Below are 21,181 nucleotides of genomic sequence, written 5' to 3'. Positions count from 1 at the left end.
GTTGTCACGGATACGGGCCAGTCTGCACCCGACCACTGACAGTGGCCCATGGAACGGGCTTCCCCGCAGGTCGGCCCGGCCGGGGCGGGCGCCGCGAACAGCGCGCCCCGGCGGTACGCCGGCTCGTCCGTGCCCGCAGGAGCCGTACCCCGTACGCTCCTCAGACCGAGCGGTGGTACTGCTCCGGGACCCGGATCCGGCCCCCGAGTTCGCGCGCCGCCTGCCGCGCCCACGACGGGCTGCGCAGCAGCTCGCGGCCGAGCAGCACCGCGTCGGCCTCGCCGTTGGAGACGATCTTCTCGGCCTGCTGCGCCTCGGTGATCAGGCCGACGGCCGCCACCGGCAGGCCCGTCTCGGCCCTCACCCGGGCGGCGAACGGCACCTGGTAGCCGGGGCCGACCGGAATCCGCACCCGAGCGGCGTTGCCGCCGGACGAGACGTCCAGCAGGTCGACGCCGTGTTCCTTCAGCAGCGCCGCGAAGCGCACCGTTTCGTCGGGCGTCCAGCCGTTCTCCTCGAGCCAGTCGGTCGCCGAGATCCGGAAGAAGAGCGGCAGTTCCTCAGGCCACACCGCCCGTACGGCGTCGACGACTTCGAGCGCGAAGCGGGTGCGGTTCTCGAAGGAGCCGCCGTACTCGTCCGACCTGTGGTTGCTGTGCGGGGAGAGGAACTCGCCGATGAGATAGCCGTGCGCGCCGTGCACCTCGACGACCTCGAAGCCCGCTTCGAGCGCGCGCCGCGCGGCGTCCGCGAACCGGCCCACGATCTCGGCGATCTGGCCGGTGGTCAGCGTGTCGGGCACCGGGTGTCCCTCGTCGAACGCCACCGGGCTCGGCCCGAGCGGCTGCCAGCCGCCCTCGTCGGCGCCGACCGGTGCGCCGCCGTCCCACGGCCGGCCGGTGGAGGCCTTGCGGCCGGCGTGGGCGATCTGGATGCCGGGGACGGTGCCCTGCTCCTTGAGGAAACGGGTGATCCGGCGGAAGGCCTCGACCTGGGTGTCGTTCCAGATACCGAGGTCGTGCGGGCTGATCCGGCCCTCGGGGGAGACCGCGGTGGCCTCGGTCAGGATCAGTCCGGTGCCGCCGGTCGCACGGGCGGCGTAGTGGGCGAAGTGCCAGTCGCCCGGGACACCGGCGTTCGGTCCGCACACCTCCGCGCTGTACTGGCACATCGGCGCCATCCAGATGCGGTTGGGAACGGTCAGCGACCGAAGGGTGTACGGCTCGAACAGGGCGCTCACGGCGGACTCCATTCACGACGGGGCCGAAATAGACGTTCGTACGGTACACATCGTAGTACGGCTTCTGTCAAACTACGAGATGTCTCGTACAAGGCCGCGCGTCATCAGCCCGCGTGCCCCCGGCCCGTAGGCCGTGCGCTGTCCACCCGTAGCCGTCAGTCCGCGTCCGTGCCCGCGCAGGCCGCCCAGCGGTCGAGGTCCGGATCGGCCGAGTCGAGCTTGGCGGTGAGTGCCGCGAGCCGCTCCTGAAGGTCGCCGATCTCGGCGAGGGTGAGTCCGGTGGCCGCCGCGATCCGGTGCGGGACGAGGGCAGCCTGCTCCCTGAGTGCCGTGCCCCGCTCGGTCGTGCGCACGGTGACGGAGCGCTCGTCCTCGGTGCTGCGCCTGCGCTCCACGAGGCCGAGCGCCTCCAGTCGCTTGAGCAGCGGGGAGAGGGTTCCGGAGTCAAGGCGGAGGCGGGCCCCGATCGTCTTGACGGGCAGCTCGCCGTGCTCCCAGAGCACCAGCAGTACCAGGTACTGCGGGTAGGTGATCCCCAGGTCCTTGAGGACCGCCCGGTAGACGCCGTTGAAGGCGCGCGAGGCCGCGTGCAGCGAGAAGCAGATCTGGCGGTCGAGGCGGAGGATCTCCGCTTCCCGCATGGCGTCCGGTGTCGTCTTCATGGGTCCAGGGTACATATGGCTCGGGCAACTGAGTTGTGCACAACTGAATTGTGTGCTGTAGTTGCTCCTGTCAGACCCCACCGACAGAGGGATGTTCCGATGAACGCGCTGTACACCGCCGTCGCCACCGCCAACGGCCGCGAGGGGCGCGCCGTCAGCTCCGACGGCCGCCTGGACCTGGCTCTGGCCGCACCCGCCGCTCTGGGCGGCAGCGGCGAGGGCACCAACCCGGAGCAGCTCTTCGCGGCCGGTTACGCGGCATGCTTCGCGAGCGCCCTCGGCCTGGTCGGGCGCCAGGCGAAGGTCGACACGAGCGAGATCTCGGTGACTGCCGAGGTCGGCATCGGCAAGGACGAGGACGGCGGCTTCTCCCTGGCGGCGACGCTCCGCATCGAGCTGCCGGAGGCCCTCGCGGGCGAGACCGGGGAACTGCTGGTGAAGCAGGCCCACCAGGTCTGCCCCTACTCCAAGGCGACCCGTGGCAACATCCCGGTCGAGCTGATCGTCGAGTAGTCGCCACTGCGGACAGTCGCCGAGGCGGGTCAGGGGAAGGCATGGCGGTGCGGTGCCCGGTCGTCCGGGCACCGCACCCGCGTACCTCGTGCCGCCCGGGTCAAGCTACGAAGGGTCTCGTACAATAGGGGCCCCGGATGAAGTGGAGCCGCCGTGACCACAGCGACCAGCCCCCGCTCACTCGCCCACCCCGCGCGCGAAGAGATCCGCCTGGAGGGTGTGCTCCACGCACTGTCCGACCCGATGCGGCTGCGGGTGGTACGGGAGCTGGCGACCGCGCCGGGCGAGCAGTCCTGTTCGTACTTCGATCTGCCCGTCACGAAGTCGACGACCACGCACCACTTCCGGGTCCTGCGCGAGAACGGTGTGATCCGGCAGATCTACCGGGGTACGGCGAAGATGAACCGTCTGCGCCGCGACGACCTGGACGCCCTGTTCCCGGGCCTCCTCGACAGCGTCCTCGCCGCCGCCGCCCGCGAGGGCGGCCGCCTCGGCACCGACTGACCCCTCCCGGTCACCCTCCTCGGATCAGGCCGCCGGCTGCTTCGGCGGTGTCGCGCCACCCGGCGCCCCTACCCCCTCCGCCGCCACGCCCTCCGCCTCCATGACCGGCGCCGCCGCCTCCAGCAGCCCCGGCCAGTCGGCGATCTTCACCGAGCGCCGCCCCAGCGACCTGCCCAGCGCCGCCTCGGCCTCCTCGATCGCCAGCCAGCCGGGCCACTCGACGGGCCGGTGCCCCAACTCCCGCAGCATGTCCAGCGGTTCGCCGGCGAGCGGCCTGGCCGACAGCTCGGCCGCGTCCGTGAGCAGAGACGTCACCGTCTCCTTGGCGCACGGCCGGTTGGTGCCGATCACGCCGGTGGGCCCGCGCTTGATCCACCCCGCCACATACTCGCCCGGCGACGGTACGCCGTCCCGCAGCACCCGTCCTGCGTCGTGCGGCACCGTCCCCCGCGCCGCGTCGAACGGCAGCCCCTCCAGGGGCACTCCGCGGTAGCCGACCGCTCGCAGCACCAGCTGCGCCTCGATCTCCTCGTACGTACCGGTGCCGCGCACACCGCCCGAGCCGTCCGGCACGGTCCGCTCGAAGCGCACGCCCGCGACCCGCCCGTCGCCCTCCAGCAGTTCCACGGGCCGCAGGAAGAACCGCAGCCGGATGCGGCGCGATGCCGTCCGCTCTCCCGAATCGCCCGGCGACGACGGTCCGGAGGCCCAGCCCCGTACGACGTCGACATTGCGGCGGTTCACGGCGGGCAGGCCCGAGGGGTCCGCGTATCCGGGATCCAGTGCGAGATCCGACGGTTCCACGCCGATGGTGGCATCCGGCAGCCCGCCCAGCTCGCGCAGTTCCTTCGTCGTGAACTTCGCCTGCGAGGGGCCGCGCCTGCCGACCATGTGCACCTCGTGCACCCCGCTCTGTGCCAGTGCGCCGAGAGCGGCATGCGGCACATCGGTCGGAAGCAGCTCCGCCGCGCCGCGCGCGAGGATCCGGGTGACGTCGACGGCGACATTGCCGACCCCTATCACCACCGCCGACCTGGCGCCGCCGAGCGCGAAGCCGTTGGCCGCGGCGTCGGGATGCGCGCTGTACCAGGCCACGAAGTCGGTGGCCGAGCAGCTGCCGGGCAGATCCTCGCCCGGTACCCCGAGCCTGCGGTCCCTCGCGGCGCCGACGCAGTAGACGACCGCGTGGTAGACCTCGAGCAGCCGGGCGGGCGCCAGTCCGTGCGCGCCCACCTCGACGTTGCCGATGAAGCCGATCCGCTCGTCCTCCAGGACCGTCCTGAGGTTGTTCTGCAGCGACTTGATCTTCTCGTGGTCGGGCGCGACTCCGTATCTCACCAGCCCGTACGGGCAGGGGAGACGGTCCAGTACGTCCACATGGACATCCGGGACCAGGGACTGCTGGACGAGGGCCTGAGCGGTGTACACCCCGCTCGGGCCAGAACCGACGACGGCGACTCGAAGCACGGCTGCGCTCCTTCCCGCAGGGTCCTTCCAGGATGGCACCTGGGAGGGCGCCCGGGGAGGCTCACATCGCGCGCATACGGTTGATCTCTGCCGTCTGCTGTGCGATCACATCATTGGCCATTTCCTCCACCTGGACGTTGTTGCCCTCCGAGAGAACGTCGGCGGCCATGGTGAGCGCGCCCTCGTGGTGGGTGATCATCAGCTTCAGGAAGAGCTCGTCGAATGCCTTCCCGTGCGCCGCGCGCAGCTGGTCCAGCTGGGCCTTGGTGGCCATTCCGGGCATCGCCCCGTGGTCGTGGGCATCGTGGGCGCCACCGTCATTCCCGCCACCGTTGCTTTTCAGCCAACCCTGCATCGCGCCGATCTCCGGCTGCTGAGCTGCCGTGATGCGTTCGGCGAGCCGCTTGACCGGCTCGCTGCCCGCACGGTCCGGCACAAGGGCGGCCATCTCCAGGGCCTGCCGGTGATGGGTGATCATCATCTGCGCGTACGAGAAGTCCGCCGAGTTCGGGCTGTCGTCCGGCAGCGCCTTCCTGGCCTCCTCGGCCGAGAGCGTCTTCGCCGGCTCGCCCGGTTTCCCGGGCGCCACCACGGACGGACCTGCGTCGTCCTTGGCCTCCGCCGTGCCGCCCGACCCCGACTCGCACCCGCTCAGGGCGAGTACGGCGGCCACGGCCACCGCGGTGATCGCGGCTTTGCCGGCGGAGCTGGATCTACGGCGCAGCAACACAGCAACCTCCTGGAGCGCTTGGGGGGCTTCGGTGTTCGTAGTAGCACGCTTGAGCGGCTCAGTGATCAAAATCTTTCATTACGGCTCTGTATCCATCTGTTGGAATGAGCATGCAAAGGACGATACTGCCGGGGTCCGTGAACCGTTCAACTTCGAACGGAGACAAGGGAGGACGCAGTGATCTCGTTGCACACCACCCGCGCGCGGCGCAGACGTCTGGGTGTGGCAGCAGCCGCGGCCGGGCTGCTCGCCACACTGCTGACGGCCGCACCCGCGGCCGCCATTCCCGACCCGGGGGACACCCAGACCCAGGGTCCGGTCTCTTCGGCCCAGCGAGCCGACGCCCAGTCAGCCGTGGCGAACGGCGAGATACCCGGCGTGGACGAGATCGTCCACAGCGACAACATCGAGCCGCTCGTCAACATCCCCAAGGAAGCCCTCCCGGGCACCAACTCCGACCTTGCCTTCCAGGGCAAGTACGCATTCGCCGGCAACTACGACGGCTTCCGTATCTTCGACATCAGCGACCCGAAGGCCCCGAAGACGGTCGCCCAGGTGCTGTGCCCCGGATCGCAGAACGACATCTCCGTCTCCGGGAACCTGCTCTTCCTCTCCACCGACTCCTCGCGCAACGACAACTCCTGCCACAGCACCACGCAGCCCGCGAGCGAGAAGTCCTCCTGGGAGGGCATGAAGATCTTCGACATCAGCGACAAGAGCAACCCGAAGTACGTCGCCGCTGTCGAGACCGCGTGCGGCTCGCACACCCACACCCTGGTGCCCGAGCGCCGCAACGTGTACGTGTACGTCTCCTCGTACTCGCCGCGTGCGGAGTTCCCGGACTGCCAGCCGCCGCACGACGGGATCTCCGTCATCAAGGTGCCGCGCAACGCCCCCGAGAAGGCCGCGATCGTGAACTTCCCGGTGCTGTTCCCGGGTGAGGGCCCCGACGGTGGCGGCAACCCGGGTGCTCCGACGAACCCGGGTGTCTCCAAGACGACCGGCTGCCACGACATCACCGTGCTGCCGTCGAAGGACCTCGCCGCGGGCGCCTGCATGGGTGACGGCATCCTGTTCGACATCGCCGACCCGGAGCACCCGAAGGTCATCGACCAGGTCCAGGACAACGTGAACTTCGCGTTCTGGCACTCGGCGACGTTCAACCAGCGCGCCAACAAGGTCGTCTTCACCGACGAGCTGGGCGGCGGCGTCGGTGCCACCTGCAACGAAGCGGTCGGACCGAACCGCGGCGCGGACGGCATCTACGACATCGTCGGCAAGGGTGACAAGCGCAAGCTCGTCTTCCGCAGCTACTACAAGATTGCCCGTCACCAGGCGGCCACCGAGAACTGCGTGGCCCACAACGGCTCGCTGATCCCGGTCAAGGGCCGCGACATCATGGTCCAGGCCTGGTACCAGGGCGGCGTCTCGGTATGGGAGTTCACCGACTCCGCCAACCCGAAGGAGATCGCCTACTTCGAGCGCGGTCCGGTTTCCACCACCCAGAACATCACGGCCGGCTCGTGGTCGGCGTACTACTACAACGGCTACATCTACTCCAACGACATCGCCAAGGGCTTCGACGTACTGAAGCTCGCCGACCGTCGCACGGACCCGGCGAAGCGGATCCGGATGGACGAGCTCAACGTCCAGACGCAGCCGGACTACTTCGAGGACTTCGACGACTGATCCGACGAGGCCCGACCCCACGAGGTCCGATCCGACGAGGTCCGGTCCCACGAGGCCCGATCGGATGAGGTCCGGGCCTCGCCCGGATCCTCGTGAGCGTGACGCGTCCCGCCGGGTGGCCTCTCACCCGGCGGGACTCCCAGCTCCCAGTCCAGTCCGTACCGCTGGAACAGCTCCGCCCGTAGCCGCTCGAGCGGCATCGGCGCCCCCGGCAGCGCCACCGCGAACACCGCGCCCATCAGCAGGGCGCGCAGCAGCGGATAGTCGGTGTCCACGTCCTGCGAGCCGTACCGCTCCACCGTGTCGCGGAGCAGGTACGCCAGCCGCTGCTGCTCCTGGTCCTGTACGAATCCCTCGGCCTGCAGGATGCCCGCCATGTGCGCCCGCATCAGCACCGGCTGGTCCACCGCGAGCCCCAGGACCGCGTCGATCGCCCGGGCCAGCCGCTCCCGGCCGTAGTCCGTGCGCGGCTCGCGCTCCAGCGCCGCCTCCAGCGTCAGATGCATCAGCCGATGCACCGCCGACTGGAAGAGCTGGCGCTTGCCGGGGAAGTAGTACGAGATCAGACCGCGGGCCGACCCCGCGCGATCCGCGATGTCGCCCAGCGTCGTCGCCTCGTAGCCACGCTCCGCCACCAGGTCCACCGTCGCCTGCAGCAGGCGCTCCCGGGAACGCCGACGGAGCTCTTCATTGACCGATGCGCTCCGCGGGGACATCCTTAACTCCTGCGTTGACTGGCTCCGAGCCAATATACTCAGCGCTACCCGCTGCGGTGCACTTGCGTGCCTGGTCAGCGGGGGGCCGGCCCGACCGGGCGACGCGGGGGATCGCCCGGTCCGGTCGGCTCGGTCATGCCCGGAATCCGGCGCGGCATGCACCGGATCCGGCGAGTCATGTCCGGACTCCGGATTCCGCGGTGAACCGTTCGTACGACGCCGCGGTGAGCGCCACCACACAGATCCCCAGCAGCCAGCCGGCCACGACGTCCGTCAGCCAGTGCACCCCGAGATAGATCCGGGTGAAGCCCACCCCCAGGACCGAGACCGCGCAGACCAGTACCGCGGCCCACCACGTCCGCGGCCCCACCCCGTACCTCCCCAGCAGCCAGAGCAGCAGCCCGCAGGTGACCATCGCCGTCATTGCGTGCCCGGAGGGGAAGGCGGCGTACTGCGCGGCGTCCACCGGGTTCTGCCAGTACGGCCGCTCGCGGTCCACCGCCGACTTCAGGCCCTGCTGCAGGGCGGTGCCCAGCGCGCTCGCAGCGGCCACCCAGAGCGCGAGCAGCACCGCCCGCTGCCAGAGCAGCAGCACGACCACCGCGGCGATCAGCAGCCGCATCGTCCACGGGTCCCAGACCCAGTCGCTGAACACCCGGTTGACGTGTGTGAACCCCGGCTCCGCCCGCGCCGAGCGGTGCAGCTCGTCCGCGACCGTGACGTCAAGTGACATCACCGGCCCCCACCCGGTGGCGACCAGCACCAGCAGCAGCGCGGCAAGGCCGGCGGTCACCGCCGCGGTGAGGGCGGGGGAGGGGACCGGGGTACGCGGCCGCGGAGGCCGGGTGGGGGCACGCATGGGGGAGATCCTTGCCGACGACCACCGCGGCGGGCTATCCCAGAGCGCTCAGACCCGGCACGAATGCCACGAGCAGCGGTACGACCGGGACCAGTGCCGCCGCCGCGGTCAGCCCCAGCCGGTGGCCCGCGGTGAGCCGGGGGACCGGAGCCAGCAGCCGGTTCACGCGCTGCGGCAGCTGCGCGTCCGGCGCCGGGCAGGGGCCGAACACTCCGCGGTGCTCGTTCAGTTCCACCAGGGCCAGCGCGATCGTCAGCCGGCCGAACCGCCGCGAGGCCACATCGTCCGCGGCGAGCTCCACCAGCCGGTGCATCTCGTCCCGGAACGCCGCGAACACCGGCACCTGCGGAAAGCCGTTCGCCAGGGCCCCCGAGCAGTGCAGCAGCCAGTCGTGCCGGGCCTGCGCGTGCCCCTGCTCATGAGCCAGCACCGCATCGAGCTGACGGCCCTTCAACCGCCGTAGCGCAGCCGTGGTGATGACCAGCTGGGGCGCGGCGCCCGGCAGCCACCAGGCGTCGGGCCGCTCACCCTCCAGCAGCACCAGCGGCTCGCGCGGGGCCTCGCCCGGCAACAAGGGCGCGCGCACGGCGAGTTCGTCCCTGCGCCGCCTGCGCCGCACCTGCGCCCGGTGGATCTCCCGGGTCAGCATCGCACCGGTCCACAGCCCGCCGCACGCCAGCACCACGGCCAGCACCGCCGACCACGGCCCGTGCGCGGCCGGCGCGTACGCCTCCACCACCGCGCGCGGAGCGGGCGCGAACACCGGGCCCCGTACCGCCTGCCAGGCCGCCGCAGCGCTGAGCATCATCGAGAGCCCGAAGCTCAGCAGCACCGCGGCCACCACGCACTGCCACACCCACAGCGCCACCACCGGCTCGCGCTCCGGCCAGCCGGCCCGCGACATCAGCCGCGGTGCCACGACGGCGGCCATGGCGCCGAGCGACAGCAGCGCGAGGGAGACCATCATGGGCTGCAGCCTATGAGCGCGGTGCTACTGCCGGGTACGGTCCTGCACGCCAAGTGATGCACGCCACGGTGTCATCAACCGTGGCTCACACGGTCAGCAGCATGGCTACCATCGCCACGCCCATCGACACCCTGCAGGCCAGCGCCAGCTCGGGCCGCGCGCCCCACGCCACGGTGCCGCCGCCCGCGGGCGCGGCCACCGGCACGAGCCGCGCCCCGGTACGCAGCACGAACACCACGAAGTAGACGAGCAGCGCCCCGGTCAGCAGCGGCACTCCGCCCGCCCGGCCGTGCCCGGCATGGGCCCCGGCGCCCGGCGCCATCGCCACCGCCATGTACACCATGGCCAGTGACCCCACCAGATGATGCAGATGATGCACGGCGCCCGACGGCAGCCGCGCCGCCCACAGGGCCCGCAGCGCCGCCGCGCCGAAGACCGCCGCGTACACCAGCCAGGACCACGGCGGCGACGGTACGACAGCGGCGGGCAGGGCCATGGCGGCCATTCCGAACCCCATCACCGCCTCGCCGCCCGCCGCCCTGCGCTCCTCGACGGGACCGCTGCGCGCGCGCAGCAGACAGTACGCACCCGACGCCGCGCACAGCGCGACGAGCAACCAGCCCGACATCGCCGGTCCGTGCACCGAGCACCTCCCCGCTCGACGGTGTCGAGGGGGTGATGCCCGCGCGGCGCACGGCACATACGAGCGCACAGGCGTACGCGGGGCGCTCGGAGGCAGGGCAGGGCAGGGCAGTGCAGGGCAGGGCCGCGGCCCGGTGGCGGAGCGCGCCTCAGAGCCGGTGCCGCAGCGGATGGTCCTCGGGCACCTCGACCACTGCGATGCGCACCCCGTCCGGATCCGTCAGCCACATCTCGACGAGCCCCCACGGCTCCCGCTTCGGAGGCCGCTCCACGGTCGCCCCGTGCGCCAGCACGTGCCCGTACGCCGCCTTCGCGTCCGAGACCTGCAGCCACAGCGCGATCCCGGGGGCGGGCGGGGTGTCCGCGCGGCCGGAGAGCTCCAGGAAGCCCCCGCCGAGGAAGTAGACCGTTCCGCGGTCCGGGCCGGTGCCGAACTCACGGTAGATCTGCAGACCGAGTACGTCCTCGTAGAACCGCCGGGACCGCTCGGGATCGGTCGGCCGCAGCAGGATGCGGCTGCTCAGCACATGCATCATGGTCAGCACAGTAGACCGCGGCGGTGTCCGCGTTAGGCTCCTCGGAACCGCGCCTTCGCGCGTGTACCGCGTGTACGAGGAGAACGGAGAGCCGCACCATGGAGACCGCCCCGTCCCGGCACCCCGCCGAGCTGACCTTCCGCGACGCCCACGAGGCCGACGTGCCCGCGCTCGTCGAGCTGATCGAGTCGGCCTACCGAGGGGACGCCAGCCGGGCGGGCTGGACCACGGAGGCGGACATCCTCGACGGGCAGCGCACCGACCCGGAGGGCGTCCGCGAGGTCATCACCGCGGCCGGCAGCCGACTGGTCGTCGTGGAGCGCGACGGCGGGCCGATCGCCTGCTGTCAGCTGGAACACCGGGGCGATGCAGCCTACTTCGGCATGTTCGCCGTACGGCCGGAGCTGCAGGGCGGCGGCCTCGGCCGGCGGATCATCGCCGAGGCCGAGCGCATCGCGCACGAGTCGTGGGCCGTGCGCGAGATGCACATGACCGTCATCTCGGTGCGCGACGAGCTCATCGCCTGGTACGAGCGGCGCGGATACCGCCGTACGGGAAGGATGACGCCCTTCCCGTACGGCGACGAGCGCTTCGGCATCCCGCAGCGCGACGACCTGCAGTTCGAGCTGCTGGTGAAGCCCCTTCCCGCGTAGACCGGGTCAGGCCGTGAAGCGGCCGGTGCGCCGGATCTCGGGGAAGTCGGTGGTCGCGCCGTCGAGTTCGAGGGCGCGCACCAGCCGCAGCTGCTCCTGGGTGTTGACGACCCAGGCGACGACCTTGAGGCCCTCGCTGTGCGCCTGCTCCACGGTCTCCAGGGTCAGCCGGCGGATGTTCAGCGCGAGCGTGGTGGCTCCCACCGCCTGCGCGCGCTCCACCAGATCGCTGCCCCAGCGGCTGGCGATGAGGGCGGTCCGCACTCCCGGCACCAGCGAGGCGATCTCAGCGACGGCCTCGTCCTGGAAGGACGACACCTCGACCCGTCCCACCAGATCGCGCTTGAGCATCACCTCGGCGAGCGCCCGCGCCGCCGCGATGTCCTTGATCTCCGCCTGGAGCGGTGCGCCCACGGCGTCCAGGACCTCCTCGAAGACGGGGATGCGCTCGCCCTGACCCGCGTCGAGCTCCCGCAGCTCGGCGAGGGTCTTCTCGGCGATCGGCCCGGCGCCGTCGGTCGTCCGGTCGACCTCCGCGTCGTGCATGACGACGAGTGCGCCGTCCTTGCTCAGATGGAGATCCAGTTCGATGGCGTCCATGCCGACGCGCTCGGCGTGGACGAAGGAACGGAGGGTGTTCTCCGGTTCGACACCCATGACCCCGCGATGACCGATGGTGAGGAAACTCAAGATCTTCTCGCTTCCGTCGATGTTGTCGGCCCGGGTCGCCTCCGGGCGCTGAAGTGCCCTTCGGCTCCGGCGGCTCGGCTCCCGCGCGGCACTGGTGCCCCACGCGGCACGGCGGCAGCCTAACGGCCGCCGTGCCGGGCGCACCCGGTCGTGCACAAGGCTGCGGAGCGGGCGGGCCCGGGCGGGAACGGGCCGTTCCGCGGGCTGTGGGCCCGCCGCTTCACTCGTGCGTGGGCGCGTCCCCCGGGCCTTGACGGAGGTGCTCCGGATGCGGGGGTTCCGGTCACCGGGGGACACTTCCCGGAGACGAGGCCTCCCGGCGGGCTCTGCAGGGCCTGGCCGAAGTCATCGCCTCGACATCCGGGCCCGACAGCAAAATCTGCGGTGACCAAGGGGCTGCGGCAGGATAATTTCCCAAGGTCACACTTGTATGGAAGAACTACGCATGGATACGGTGTCTTGACGCGAGGTTCTCCCGTGGAGGAAGTGACATGACGGAAATTCTTGTGCAGGACGCTGCTGGTGGGGACATAGCCACTGCGGAGCGAGTGGTGGAGCACCCGGCATGGCGGACGCTCAAGAACGCCGTCGAGGAGGTCCGGCCCTGGCAGTCCGAGGACGGCTCGATCGACTTCGCCGCCGAAGGCGCCCCGGTGCGCGCCGCCGCCGAGTACGCGGTCGAGCGACTCACCGCCGCGATCGAGGAGCTCTCTCCGCTGCTCCCGCACGACGCCGCGTACCACCGTGCGCTGGTCGGCGACCTGAAGAAGTGGGCGGACAGCGGCTTCGACGTGCCGGACTTCCTGGACTCGCTGCTCGCCTTCCAGCCCGCCGCGAACCGCGTGGACGGCCTCCAGCACCTGGTGGTCTTCCCCATGTACACGCAGAACGGCAACCCGGACCGCAACCTCGAAGCGGTCGTGCTGCGCATGGTCTGGCCGGAGTGGCTCGCCGAGCTCGAGGCCACCCGCTACGACAACCCGCTCTTCTGCGGCATCACCTTCGAGGACTTCACCGCCGGGTACGACACCAATTCGGCCGTGCTGTTCCCCGAGACCATCGCCGTGCGCGAGGCCCCCGAGCGGTTCAGCTGGGGCGGCATCTTCTGCGACCGCGAGGCCGCCCGCTTCCGCCGTGTCACGGACGCCGCCGTGGAGATCCTCGGCATCGAGCTCCCCGGCGACATCGCCGCGATGGTCGACGACCAGGAGCGCTGCGAGAAGGCCTTCGTCCTGTGGGACATGATCCACGACCGCACCCACAGCCATGGTGACCTGCCCTTCGACCCGTTCATGATCAAGCAGCGCCAGCCGTTCTGGATGTACGGCCTGGAGGAGCTGCGCTGCGACCTCACCGCCTTCAAGGAGGCCGTGAAGCTGGAAGCCGAGGGCAACGCGCACGGCCGCGACGTGCAGTACGCGGTGCTGTTCGACCGGATGTTCCGCTTCCCGGTCACCGGCGACCGCGTCCGCAACTACGACGGTCTCGGCGGCCAGCTGCTCTTCGCGTACCTTCACAAGCACGACGTGATCCGCTGGACCGACAACACGCTGCGGATCGACTGGGAGCGGGCCCCGCAGGTCACCAACGAGCTCTGCGCCGAGATCGAGAAGCTGTACCGGGACGGCATCGACCGCCCGAAGCTCGTGCACTGGTTCAAGGCGTACGAGCTGGTCTCCACCTACCTCGCCCCGCACCCTGGCTCCCGCTGGGCCAAGGGTCCCGACGCCCTGGACCTCTCCCAGCCGCCGCGCAAGCTCGTGGACGACGTGCTTCCGGACGAGTTTCCGCTCAGCATGTTCTATGAGGCGCTCTCCAAGAAGCTGAAGAACGTGATCGCCTCAACCAAGGGGATCACTGCCGACGCAGCTGAGCGAGTCGCCGCGTGAGCTCTCGCACGGAGGAGACGACCACTATGAACTCGAACGGCAACGGCGGAGTGCTGGACGGTGCCGTGATCGCGGTGGCCGGTGCCGCAGGCCCGGCCGGCCGCGCCACCCTGCTGCGCCTCGCGGAGGCCGGAGCCGTCGTCGTGGGGGCCGACGCCGACACCGAGCGCCTCGCCGAGGCGGTCGACGCCGCCCGGTACGCGCACGGCGGCGCGACCGTCACCGGGGACACGGTCGATCTGCTCGACCCGGTTGCCGCGCAGGAGTGGGCGAACCAGACCGAGAAGGAGTTCGGCCGGATCGACGGTCTGGTCCATCTCGTCGGCGGCTGGCGCGGCAGCGCCACCTTCGCCGAGACGAATCTCGCCGACTGGGACCTTCTCGACAAGCTGCTGATCCGCACGGTCCAGCACACGTCGCTCGCCTTCCACGAGGCGCTGAAGCGCAGCGACAGAGGTCGCTTCGTGCTGGTCAGCCAGTCCGGTGCCGCCAAGCCCACCGAGGGCAACGCCGCCTACGCCGCGGCCAAGGCCGCCGCGGAGGCATGGACCCTGGCGCTCGCGGACTCGTTCCGGAAGGCTGGGGGCGAGGAAGGCCCGCGCACCGCGGCTGCCATCCTGATCATCAAGGCACTGGTGCACGACGCCATGCGCGCCGAGCGCCCGAATGCGAAGTTCGCGGGCTTCACGGACGTCAAGGAACTGGCCGAGGCCATTGCCGGAGTCTGGGACCGGCCCGCCCCGGAAGTGAATGGACAGCGTCTGTGGCTGACCCCCGAGCCGTGATCCCGCCGAACACCGTCCGTACGGATGCCCGCCGGCACCACGACCCCGACGTCAGGGGCTTCGCCAGCGACAACTACGCGGGCGCGCACCCGGAGATCCTGGCCGCCCTCGCCCTGGCGAACGGCGGCCACCAGGTCTCCTACGGCGAGGACGACTACACGGACCACCTCCAGCGGATCATGCACAGCCACTTCGGCTCGTCCGCCGAGGCTTTCCCGGTCTTCAACGGCACGGGGGCGAACGTCGTCGCGCTCCAGGCGCTCACCGACCGCTGGGGCGCCGTGATCTGCGCCGAGTCCGCGCACATCAACGTGGACGAGGGCGGGGCCCCCGAGCGGATGGGCGGTCTCAAGCTGCTGACGGTGCCGACGCCGGACGGCAAGCTCACTCCCGAGCTGATCGACCGGCAGGCCTACGGCTGGGACGACGAGCACCGCGCCATGCCGCAGGTCGTCTCGATCACCCAGAACACCGAGCTGGGCACCGTCTACACGGTGGACGAGATCCGCGCGATCGTCGACCACGCGCACGGCCTCGGCATGAAGGTGCACCTCGACGGTGCCCGCATAGCCAACGCCGCCGCGTCGCTGGACGTGCCCATGCGCGCGTTCACCAACGCGGTGGGCGTGGACGTCATCTCGTACGGCGGCACCAAGAACGGGATGCTCTTCGGCGAGGCCGTCGTCGTCCTGAACCCGGACGCCGTGAGCCACATGAAGCACCTGCGCAAGCTGTCCATGCAGCTCGCCTCCAAGATGCGCTTCGTCTCCGTGCAGCTGGAGGCGCTGCTGGCGAAGGACCTGTGGCTGCGCAACGCCCGGCACTCCAACGCCATGGCCCAGCGCCTCGCCGAGGGCGTACGGGCGGTGGACGGCGTCGAGATCCTCTACCCGGTCCAGGCCAACGCGGTCTTCGCGCGGCTGCCGCACGACGTGAGCCGACGGCTCCAGCAGCGGTTCCGCTTCTACTTCTGGGACGAGGCGGCCGGCGACGTGCGGTGGATGTGCTCGTTCGACACCACGGAGGACGACGTCGACGCCTTCCTGCTGGCGCTGAAGGAAGAAATGGCCCGATAGCCGAAGAGGTCAATGAAGTGGACTGCACAGTCCTCTATGATGGACTGCGCAGTCCACTTCCATTGTTCCATCGCGCCGGAAAGCGCCGAACGCCGAAGCAAGGCAGACGATGACCCTGACGCTCACCGTGTCCGACGAGGTGCGCAGCCTCGTACCCGGCTTCACCCATCTCGCCGTCGAGGCCCGCGGCCTGGTCAACGGGCCAAGCAGCGAGGTGAGTTCGGCGCTCCTCGACGAGGCCGCGCGCCGCCTCGCCGAGCGGCTGGACGGCCGCGCGCCGCACGAGGACCCGCACATGGCGGCCTGGCGCGCGGCCTACAGCGCATTCGGCGCCAAGCCGTCCCGTACGCGCAACTCCGCCGAGGCACTCGCCAGGCGCGCGCTCGCCGACGGCGGGCTGCCGCGCATCAACCTGCTCGTGGACGCGTACAACGCGATCAGCGTGGCCCATCTGATTCCGGTCGGCGGCGAGGACCTGGACCGCATCGAGGGCGGCATGCGCCTCGTGCGCGCGAGCGGCGACGAGCCGTTCGTCACCGTCGCGGCGGGCGAGGAGACGGTGGAGCACCCGGAAGCGGGCGAGATCGTCTGGTGCGACGACGAGGGCGTCACCTGCCGGCGCTGGAACTGGCGCCAGGGCCCGCGCACCCGGCTCACCGAGGAATCGATGAACGCGATCTTCCTGCTCGAGTCCCTGGCGCCCACGACGACCGGCGAGCTCGAGGCCGCGGGTGCCGAGCTCGCCGAGGTGCTGGAGAAGCTGAGTCCCGGGGCGCGGATCACCGTCCGCACCCCGGAGTGACGTTTCCGCCCGGCTCCGGAAGAGACGCTCAGCTGGCCTCGCGGACCTCTTGCGGGGTCGGCGCCGTACCCCCGAGGTGCGCGGGCACCCACCAGGTGTCGCTCGTGTCCTTGGGGCGTACGGGATAGGAGCGCTGAGCCGCCTCCAGCAGCTCCTGCACCCGCTCGCGCAGCCGCCGGGTGATCGCTCCCGCGTACTGGTCGGTGGGCGCCTCCACCGGCTCTCCGACGCGGATGGTCACCGGGATGTGGCTGCGCCTGAGGTTCTTCGGCCGCCCCTTGGTCCACAGCCGCTGGGTGCCCCACAGCGCCATCGGGATCAGCGGAACCCCGGCCTCCTGGGCGAGGCGCGCCGCGCCCGACTTGAAGCCCTTCAGCGTGAACGACTGGGAGATGGTGGCCTCGGGGAAGACCCCGATGATCTCGCCGGAGCGCAGCGAGTCCAACGCGTGCGCGTACGCCGTCTCGCCCTGCGCGCGGTCCACGGGGATGTGCTTCATCCCGCGCATCAGCGGACCCGAGACCCGGTGCCGGAACACCGAGTCCTTCGCCATGAAGCGGACCAGTCGCTTCTGCGGCAGCGCCGCCAGGCCGGAGAAGATGAAGTCGAGGTAGCTGATGTGGTTGCTCACCAGCACCGCTCCGCCGGAGCGCGGAATGTTCTCCGACCCCTTGGTCTCGATCTTCAGGTCGAGCGCCTTGAACATCGTGAGAGCGGCGCCGATGACCGGCCGGTAGACGAGCTCTGCCATGTGTGGGGAGACCCTTCGTTCACTCTGCCCCGGGGAGGGTTCGCCCGGCGGAAGTTACGCAGCCGTAGGTTTTCGGCATTGGGCAGATCGTGCCCCATGCGCGGCGTTACGGCCAGTCCTGGGCGCGTCGTACGGCGAGATTCTCGTCACGTCGCGTCACGGATCACGCGGTGGCCCGGCGCAGCAGCAGGTACATCTCGCAGCCGAGGCAGTACGAGAAGGCCGCGTTCAGGAACGCCGCGGCCAGCGCGCACGCGGTGGCCGCCATCCCCAGCCACGCGGGTCCCCAGCCGTAACCGACGAGCCCCACCAGCGCGAAGACGAGCCCCACCCCCTGCGCGAAACGCGGCGGAACGGGAGACTCGACGTCCGCGGGCGGGCCGATCCGCGGCCTCACGACCGTACGGAACAGCCACCCGTACGGGGAGCGCTGGACGCCGGCCACGGCCCCGACCGCGAAACACAGCGCCTGCCAGGCGAGCAGTGTTCCGCTGGAGGTGATGAGAACGACGGCGAGTACGACGGTGGTCACGGCGGCGCCGAAGCGCGGTCCCCTGACGTCGATGTCCATGCCGTCCAGCATCCCGCAGGACACGCGGAGAGCGGGGGTGGGAATCTTTGCGGTCCTGTGAATGCTGGAAAGGGGTCGGAGGGAACCATGACCGGACTTGTGGTGTGCGCGGCGGTCCTCGCGGTGGCGGGGGTCTTCGGTCTGCTGCACCGGCGGACGAGCGGGAGGCTGAAGGTGCGCGGGCGGGACGAGGAGCGCAGGCTCGGCATGGCGGATCTGGGGGCGGAACTGGGGGAGCGGGCCACGCTGGTGCAGTTCTCCAGCGCCTTCTGCCAGCCGTGCCGGGCGACCCGGCGGACCCTCGCCGAGGTGGCGGGCATGGTCGACGGGGTCGCCCATGTGGAGATCGACGCCGAGGAGCGGCTCGCGCTGGTGCGTGAGCTGGAGATCCTGAGGACGCCCACCGTGCTGGTGCTCGACGCGCGTGGCCGGATCGTACGGAGAGCGTCGGGACAGCCCCGTAAGGCCGATGTGATCGCGGCGCTCGGCGAGGCGGTCTGAGCGGGGCGCTCGGGGAGACGGCGTGAGTGCGGTCCGCGGCACGGGGCGGGAACGGGGAGTACTGGGTTGGGTGGGAACGGGGCGTGCCAGTGCCGTGACACAGCTCCCATATCCAGGGACCCACTTGACTGCACCTGTCAACTATCGTCAGTCTGACGACGTGCCACGACGACTCCTTCTCTTCGGCCGGCCCCATGTGGACCTGGCCCGCAACGCGAGTGCGCGCTGTCCGGGTGCCTGAGCAACCACCGCCCCCGTTCGCATCCACCGCAGGACAACTCCATGACGGCATCGCCCGACCTCGGCACCCCTCCGCTCGCTCCTCCTGACCCCGGCGCCCCTCAGCCGGCCTCCCCCGACCTGCTTCGCTCCGTCTTTCGGCAGCACGCGGCAGGCGTCGCGGTCATCACCGCCCGGGGTGAGCGCCCCGTCGGCTTCACGGCGACCTCACTCAATTCCGTCGCGGCCGAGCCGCCGCTGATCTCGTTCGGCATCGGCATCACCTCGTCCAGCTGGCCCGTCGTCTCGCGGGCGGAGCACATCGGCGTACACATACTCGGCGAGCACCAGCGGGAGCTGGCCGCCACCTTCGCGCGCAGCGGCGCCGACCGCTTCGCCCCGCCCACCCGATGGCGTACCGGACCGGAGGACATTCCGGTCCTCGACGGGGTACTGGCGTGGCTGGTCTGCCGGGTCGTCGCCCGCGTGCCCGCGGGGGACCATCGCATCGTCGTCGCCGAGGTCGTCGCCGGGGACCCGGCCGGAACCGGCCGCCCGCTCCTCTACCACCAGGGCCGCTTCAACGCGCTGCGGGACTGAGAGATCCCAGGTGAGGGGGAGAGGCCCCAGCGTTGGCAAGGTCACAGTTCCAAGCGCTTGCTTAGTGGCAACGAACTCTGTGTACTGACGAGTAATATGACGTTCGGAACCCCGGTCGTCCTGACCGGAAACCCCGCCTTCAGGCGCCTATGCTGCCTGCACAAGGCAGCTCAGTAATGACGATGCAGTAGGAGAGCCGGCGTGAGCTTGAGGATCGTTGTCTGTGTGAAGTACGTGCCCGACGCCACCGGCGATCGGCACTTCGCCGATGACCTGACCGTCGACCGTGACGACGTGGACGGCCTGCTGTCGGAGCTCGACGAGTACGCGGTCGAGCAGGCGCTGCAGATCGCCGAGGACGCGGACGACGCGGAGATCACCGTGCTGACGGTCGGTCCGGAGGACGCCAAGGACGCGCTGCGCAAGGCGCTGTCGATGGGTGCGGACAAGGCCGTCCATGTCGAGGACGACGATCTGCACGGCAGCGACGTGATGGGTACCTCGCTGGTGCTGGCGAAGGCGATCGAGAAGACCGGTTACGACCTGGTCGTCTGCGGCATGGCCTCCACGGACGGCACCATGGGTGTGCTGCCGGCGGTCCTGGCCGAGCGGCTGGGGGTTCCGCAGGTGACGCTGCTGTCGGAGGTTTCCGTCGAGGACGGCACGGTGAAGGGCCGCCGGGACGGTGACACCGCGTCCGAGCAGCTTCAGGCGTCGCTGCCGGCCGTCGTGTCGGTCACGGACCAGTCGGGTGAGGCCCGCTACCCGTCGTTCAAGGGCATCATGGCGGCCAAGAAGAAGCCGGTTCAGTCGCTGGACCTGTCGGACCTCGACCTCGAGGCGGACGAGGTCGGCCTGGAGGGTGCCTGGACCGCGGTGGACTCCGCGGCCGAGCGTCCGGCCCGTACCGCGGGCACGATCGTCAAGGACGAGGGCGAGGGCGGCAAGCAGCTCGCGGAGTTCCTCGCGAGCCAGAAGTTCATCTGAGGCTTCGGCCCCAACCGCCCCCTTCATACTTCGCAAGCAGGAGAGTAGAAGTCCCATGGCTGAAGTTCTCGTCTACGTCGACCACGTGGACGGTGCCGTCCGCAAGCCCACCCTGGAGCTGTTGACGCTGGCCCGCCGGATCGGCGAGCCGGTCGCCGTCGCGCTGGGTGCCGGCGCCGAAAACACCGCCGCCACGCTCGCCGAGCACGGCGCGGTGAAGGTCCTGACCGCCGATGCCTCCGAGTTCGCCGACTACCTGGTCGTGCCGAAGGTGGACGCGCTGCAGGCCGCCTTTGAGCAGGTCTCGCCGGCCGCGGTGCTGGTGCCGTCCTCCGCCGAGGGCAAGGAGATCGCGGCCCGCCTCGCGGTGCGGATCGGCTCCGGCATCATCACCGACGCCGTCGACCTCGAGGCCGGCGACGAGGGCCCGGTGGCGACGCAGTCCGCGTTCGCGGCCTCCTTCACCACCAAGTCCCGTGTCTCCAAGGGCACCCCGGTCATCACCGTGAAGCCGAACTCGGCCCCGGTCGAGGCGGCCCCGGCCGCCGGTGCGGTCGAGGCGCTTTCGGTGTCGTTCTCCGCGCAGGCCACCGGTACCAAGGTCACCGCCCGTACCCCGCGTGAGTCGACCGGGCGTCCGGAGCTGACCGAGGCCGCGATCGTGGTCTCCGGCGGCCGTGGCGTCAACGGTGCCGAGAACTTCGCGGTGATCGAGGCCCTCGCGGACTCCCTGGGTGCCGCCGTCGGTGCCTCCCGTGCCGCGGTGGACGCCGGCTGGTACCCGCACTCCAACCAGGTCGGCCAGACCGGCAAGTCCGTCTCCCCGCAGCTGTACATCGCCTCCGGCATCTCCGGCGCGATCCAGCACCGGGCCGGCATGCAGACCTCCAAGACCATCGTGGCCATCAACAAGGACGCCGAGGCCCCGATCTTCGACCTCGTCGACTACGGCGTCGTCGGCGACCTCTTCCAGGTCGTCCCCCAGCTCACCGAGGAGATCAACACCCGCAAGGGCTGACCTCGGCACACGCCCGCCACGGGGCCGCACGGTGAACTCACCGCGCGGCCCCGTGCCGTTGCAGGGGACCATTGACGCAGGTCAGTCACCCCGACTAACTTCACCATACGGATT

At 70.6% G+C, this 21,181-nt stretch carries 24 protein-coding genes; 12 read left to right on the top strand and 12 right to left on the bottom strand.

Annotated elements, in window-relative coordinates:
- Positions 1-160: 160 nt before the first annotated feature.
- A complete protein-coding gene (locus ACWCXB_RS33715) occupies positions 161-1,240 on the bottom strand; it encodes an NADH:flavin oxidoreductase/NADH oxidase (RefSeq protein ID WP_450727829.1) in 1,080 nt (359 codons plus the stop codon).
- 155 nt (positions 1,241-1,395) lie between these two features.
- Positions 1,396-1,902 (bottom strand): MarR family winged helix-turn-helix transcriptional regulator, encoded by a 507-nt coding sequence (locus tag ACWCXB_RS33710; RefSeq protein WP_450727827.1) that lies wholly within the window; start codon positions 1,900-1,902, stop codon positions 1,396-1,398.
- A 99-nt stretch (positions 1,903-2,001) separates the two neighbouring features.
- Here ACWCXB_RS33710 and ACWCXB_RS33705 point away from each other — a divergent pair, with 99 nt between their 5' ends.
- Positions 2,002-2,415: an organic hydroperoxide resistance protein gene (locus ACWCXB_RS33705; protein WP_450727825.1), complete on the top strand. Its 414-nt coding sequence runs from the start codon at positions 2,002-2,004 to the stop codon at positions 2,413-2,415.
- 153 nt (positions 2,416-2,568) lie between these two features.
- Entirely contained in the window at positions 2,569-2,919 is a 351-nt protein-coding gene (locus tag ACWCXB_RS33700; RefSeq protein WP_450727823.1) for an ArsR/SmtB family transcription factor, read from the top strand.
- Positions 2,920-2,943: 24 nt separating this feature from the next.
- Here ACWCXB_RS33700 and ACWCXB_RS33695 read toward each other — a convergent pair whose 3' ends face one another.
- The gene (locus ACWCXB_RS33695; RefSeq protein WP_450727821.1) at positions 2,944-4,386 is read right to left on the bottom strand and encodes an FAD-dependent oxidoreductase; all 1,443 of its coding nucleotides are present in this window, start codon (positions 4,384-4,386) and stop codon (positions 2,944-2,946) included.
- A 61-nt stretch (positions 4,387-4,447) separates the two neighbouring features.
- Positions 4,448-5,116 (bottom strand): DUF305 domain-containing protein, encoded by a 669-nt coding sequence (locus ACWCXB_RS33690; RefSeq protein ID WP_450727819.1) that lies wholly within the window; start codon positions 5,114-5,116, stop codon positions 4,448-4,450.
- A 177-nt stretch (positions 5,117-5,293) separates the two neighbouring features.
- Between ACWCXB_RS33690 and ACWCXB_RS33685 the strand changes: the two genes are divergently transcribed.
- Entirely contained in the window at positions 5,294-6,805 is a 1,512-nt protein-coding gene (locus tag ACWCXB_RS33685) for an LVIVD repeat-containing protein (RefSeq protein ID WP_450727817.1), read from the top strand.
- On the opposite strand, the gene ACWCXB_RS33680 is transcribed toward ACWCXB_RS33685, so the two are convergent.
- From ACWCXB_RS33680 to ACWCXB_RS33660, 5 genes are all read right to left on the bottom strand, one after another.
- Positions 6,781-7,521, bottom strand: coding sequence for a TetR/AcrR family transcriptional regulator (locus ACWCXB_RS33680; RefSeq protein WP_450727815.1), 741 nt, complete (start codon positions 7,519-7,521; stop codon positions 6,781-6,783). The genes ACWCXB_RS33685 and ACWCXB_RS33680 overlap by 25 nt on opposite strands.
- 175 nt (positions 7,522-7,696) lie before the next feature.
- The gene (locus ACWCXB_RS33675; RefSeq protein ID WP_450727813.1) at positions 7,697-8,380 is read right to left on the bottom strand and encodes a phosphatase PAP2 family protein; all 684 of its coding nucleotides are present in this window, start codon (positions 8,378-8,380) and stop codon (positions 7,697-7,699) included.
- Between the two features lie 34 nt (positions 8,381-8,414).
- Entirely contained in the window at positions 8,415-9,347 is a 933-nt protein-coding gene (locus tag ACWCXB_RS33670) for a M56 family metallopeptidase (protein WP_450727811.1), read from the bottom strand.
- Positions 9,348-9,432: 85 nt separating this feature from the next.
- Positions 9,433-9,990 carry a DUF5134 domain-containing protein gene (locus ACWCXB_RS33665; RefSeq protein ID WP_450727809.1) on the bottom strand — a complete coding sequence of 186 codons (558 nt, stop codon included), beginning with the start codon at positions 9,988-9,990 and terminating at the stop codon, positions 9,433-9,435.
- Between the two features lie 148 nt (positions 9,991-10,138).
- Positions 10,139-10,525: a VOC family protein gene (locus ACWCXB_RS33660; RefSeq protein WP_450727807.1), complete on the bottom strand. Its 387-nt coding sequence runs from the start codon at positions 10,523-10,525 to the stop codon at positions 10,139-10,141.
- Positions 10,526-10,623: 98 nt separating this feature from the next.
- Between ACWCXB_RS33660 and ACWCXB_RS33655 the strand changes: the two genes are divergently transcribed.
- The gene (locus ACWCXB_RS33655) at positions 10,624-11,178 is read left to right on the top strand and encodes a GNAT family N-acetyltransferase (protein ID WP_450727805.1); all 555 of its coding nucleotides are present in this window, start codon (positions 10,624-10,626) and stop codon (positions 11,176-11,178) included.
- A 6-nt stretch (positions 11,179-11,184) separates the two neighbouring features.
- Here ACWCXB_RS33655 and ACWCXB_RS33650 read toward each other — a convergent pair whose 3' ends face one another.
- Complete coding sequence (locus ACWCXB_RS33650) at positions 11,185-11,868, bottom strand: glycerophosphodiester phosphodiesterase (protein WP_450727803.1); 684 nt, start codon at positions 11,866-11,868, stop codon at positions 11,185-11,187.
- A gap of 491 nt (positions 11,869-12,359) precedes the next feature.
- Here ACWCXB_RS33650 and ACWCXB_RS33645 point away from each other — a divergent pair, with 491 nt between their 5' ends.
- From ACWCXB_RS33645 to ACWCXB_RS33630, 4 genes are all read left to right on the top strand, one after another.
- A complete protein-coding gene (locus ACWCXB_RS33645; protein ID WP_450727801.1) occupies positions 12,360-13,757 on the top strand; it encodes a DUF6421 family protein in 1,398 nt (465 codons plus the stop codon).
- 26 nt (positions 13,758-13,783) lie between these two features.
- On the top strand, positions 13,784-14,542 hold the full coding sequence (locus tag ACWCXB_RS33640; protein WP_450727799.1) for an SDR family NAD(P)-dependent oxidoreductase: 759 nt from the start codon (positions 13,784-13,786) through the stop codon (positions 14,540-14,542).
- Entirely contained in the window at positions 14,539-15,618 is a 1,080-nt protein-coding gene (locus ACWCXB_RS33635; RefSeq protein WP_450727877.1) for a threonine aldolase family protein, read from the top strand. The genes ACWCXB_RS33640 and ACWCXB_RS33635 overlap by 4 nt, the downstream gene beginning before the upstream one ends.
- A 109-nt stretch (positions 15,619-15,727) precedes the next feature.
- Positions 15,728-16,420, top strand: coding sequence for a B3/B4 domain-containing protein (locus ACWCXB_RS33630; protein ID WP_450727797.1), 693 nt, complete (start codon positions 15,728-15,730; stop codon positions 16,418-16,420).
- Positions 16,421-16,448: 28 nt separating this feature from the next.
- On the opposite strand, the gene ACWCXB_RS33625 is transcribed toward ACWCXB_RS33630, so the two are convergent.
- Together ACWCXB_RS33625 and ACWCXB_RS33620 are read right to left on the bottom strand one after the other, a co-directional pair.
- Complete coding sequence (locus ACWCXB_RS33625) at positions 16,449-17,171, bottom strand: lysophospholipid acyltransferase family protein (RefSeq protein ID WP_450727795.1); 723 nt, start codon at positions 17,169-17,171, stop codon at positions 16,449-16,451.
- Positions 17,172-17,334: 163 nt separating this feature from the next.
- Positions 17,335-17,742 carry a DUF4395 domain-containing protein gene (locus ACWCXB_RS33620; RefSeq protein ID WP_450727793.1) on the bottom strand — a complete coding sequence of 136 codons (408 nt, stop codon included), beginning with the start codon at positions 17,740-17,742 and terminating at the stop codon, positions 17,335-17,337.
- Positions 17,743-17,829: 87 nt separating this feature from the next.
- Here ACWCXB_RS33620 and ACWCXB_RS33615 point away from each other — a divergent pair, with 87 nt between their 5' ends.
- The 4 genes from ACWCXB_RS33615 to ACWCXB_RS33600 all read left to right on the top strand — a co-directional run bounded on the left by ACWCXB_RS33615 (position 17,830) and on the right by ACWCXB_RS33600 (position 21,067).
- Entirely contained in the window at positions 17,830-18,243 is a 414-nt protein-coding gene (locus ACWCXB_RS33615; RefSeq protein ID WP_450727791.1) for a TlpA family protein disulfide reductase, read from the top strand.
- 282 nt (positions 18,244-18,525) lie between these two features.
- Positions 18,526-19,062, top strand: a complete 537-nt coding sequence (locus ACWCXB_RS33610) for a flavin reductase family protein (RefSeq protein ID WP_450727789.1) — start codon at positions 18,526-18,528, stop codon at positions 19,060-19,062.
- 201 nt (positions 19,063-19,263) lie between these two features.
- A complete protein-coding gene (locus ACWCXB_RS33605) occupies positions 19,264-20,049 on the top strand; it encodes an electron transfer flavoprotein subunit beta/FixA family protein (RefSeq protein WP_450727787.1) in 786 nt (261 codons plus the stop codon).
- Positions 20,050-20,104: 55 nt separating this feature from the next.
- Complete coding sequence (locus ACWCXB_RS33600; RefSeq protein ID WP_450727785.1) at positions 20,105-21,067, top strand: electron transfer flavoprotein subunit alpha/FixB family protein; 963 nt, start codon at positions 20,105-20,107, stop codon at positions 21,065-21,067.
- The last annotated feature ends 114 nt before the right edge of the window (positions 21,068-21,181 follow it).

The sequence above is a fragment of the Streptomyces sp. NPDC001514 genome (genome assembly GCF_053597075.1).
This window is presented reverse-complemented; position numbering and strand designations above follow the sequence as displayed.

What these genes read in the sequence shown, in the direction of transcription:
- ACWCXB_RS33710 (WP_450727827.1), bottom strand. Translation starts at nt 1,902, where the DNA reads ATGAAGACGACACCGGACGCCATGCGGGAAGCGGAGATCCTCCGCCTC.
- ACWCXB_RS33705 (WP_450727825.1), top strand. Translation starts at nt 2,002, where the DNA reads ATGAACGCGCTGTACACCGCCGTCGCCACCGCCAACGGCCGCGAGGGG.
- ACWCXB_RS33680 (WP_450727815.1), bottom strand. Translation starts at nt 7,521, where the DNA reads ATGTCCCCGCGGAGCGCATCGGTCAATGAAGAGCTCCGTCGGCGTTCC.
- ACWCXB_RS33675 (WP_450727813.1), bottom strand. Translation starts at nt 8,380, where the DNA reads ATGCGTGCCCCCACCCGGCCTCCGCGGCCGCGTACCCCGGTCCCCTCC.
- ACWCXB_RS33670 (WP_450727811.1), bottom strand. Translation starts at nt 9,347, where the DNA reads ATGATGGTCTCCCTCGCGCTGCTGTCGCTCGGCGCCATGGCCGCCGTC.
- ACWCXB_RS33660 (WP_450727807.1), bottom strand. Translation starts at nt 10,525, where the DNA reads ATGATGCATGTGCTGAGCAGCCGCATCCTGCTGCGGCCGACCGATCCC.
- ACWCXB_RS33655 (WP_450727805.1), top strand. Translation starts at nt 10,624, where the DNA reads ATGGAGACCGCCCCGTCCCGGCACCCCGCCGAGCTGACCTTCCGCGAC.
- ACWCXB_RS33645 (WP_450727801.1), top strand. Translation starts at nt 12,360, where the DNA reads ATGACGGAAATTCTTGTGCAGGACGCTGCTGGTGGGGACATAGCCACT.
- ACWCXB_RS33640 (WP_450727799.1), top strand. Translation starts at nt 13,784, where the DNA reads ATGAACTCGAACGGCAACGGCGGAGTGCTGGACGGTGCCGTGATCGCG.
- ACWCXB_RS33630 (WP_450727797.1), top strand. Translation starts at nt 15,728, where the DNA reads ATGACCCTGACGCTCACCGTGTCCGACGAGGTGCGCAGCCTCGTACCC.
- ACWCXB_RS33625 (WP_450727795.1), bottom strand. Translation starts at nt 17,171, where the DNA reads ATGGCAGAGCTCGTCTACCGGCCGGTCATCGGCGCCGCTCTCACGATG.
- ACWCXB_RS33620 (WP_450727793.1), bottom strand. Translation starts at nt 17,742, where the DNA reads ATGGACATCGACGTCAGGGGACCGCGCTTCGGCGCCGCCGTGACCACC.
- ACWCXB_RS33615 (WP_450727791.1), top strand. Translation starts at nt 17,830, where the DNA reads ATGACCGGACTTGTGGTGTGCGCGGCGGTCCTCGCGGTGGCGGGGGTC.
- ACWCXB_RS33610 (WP_450727789.1), top strand. Translation starts at nt 18,526, where the DNA reads ATGACGGCATCGCCCGACCTCGGCACCCCTCCGCTCGCTCCTCCTGAC.
- ACWCXB_RS33600 (WP_450727785.1), top strand. Translation starts at nt 20,105, where the DNA reads ATGGCTGAAGTTCTCGTCTACGTCGACCACGTGGACGGTGCCGTCCGC.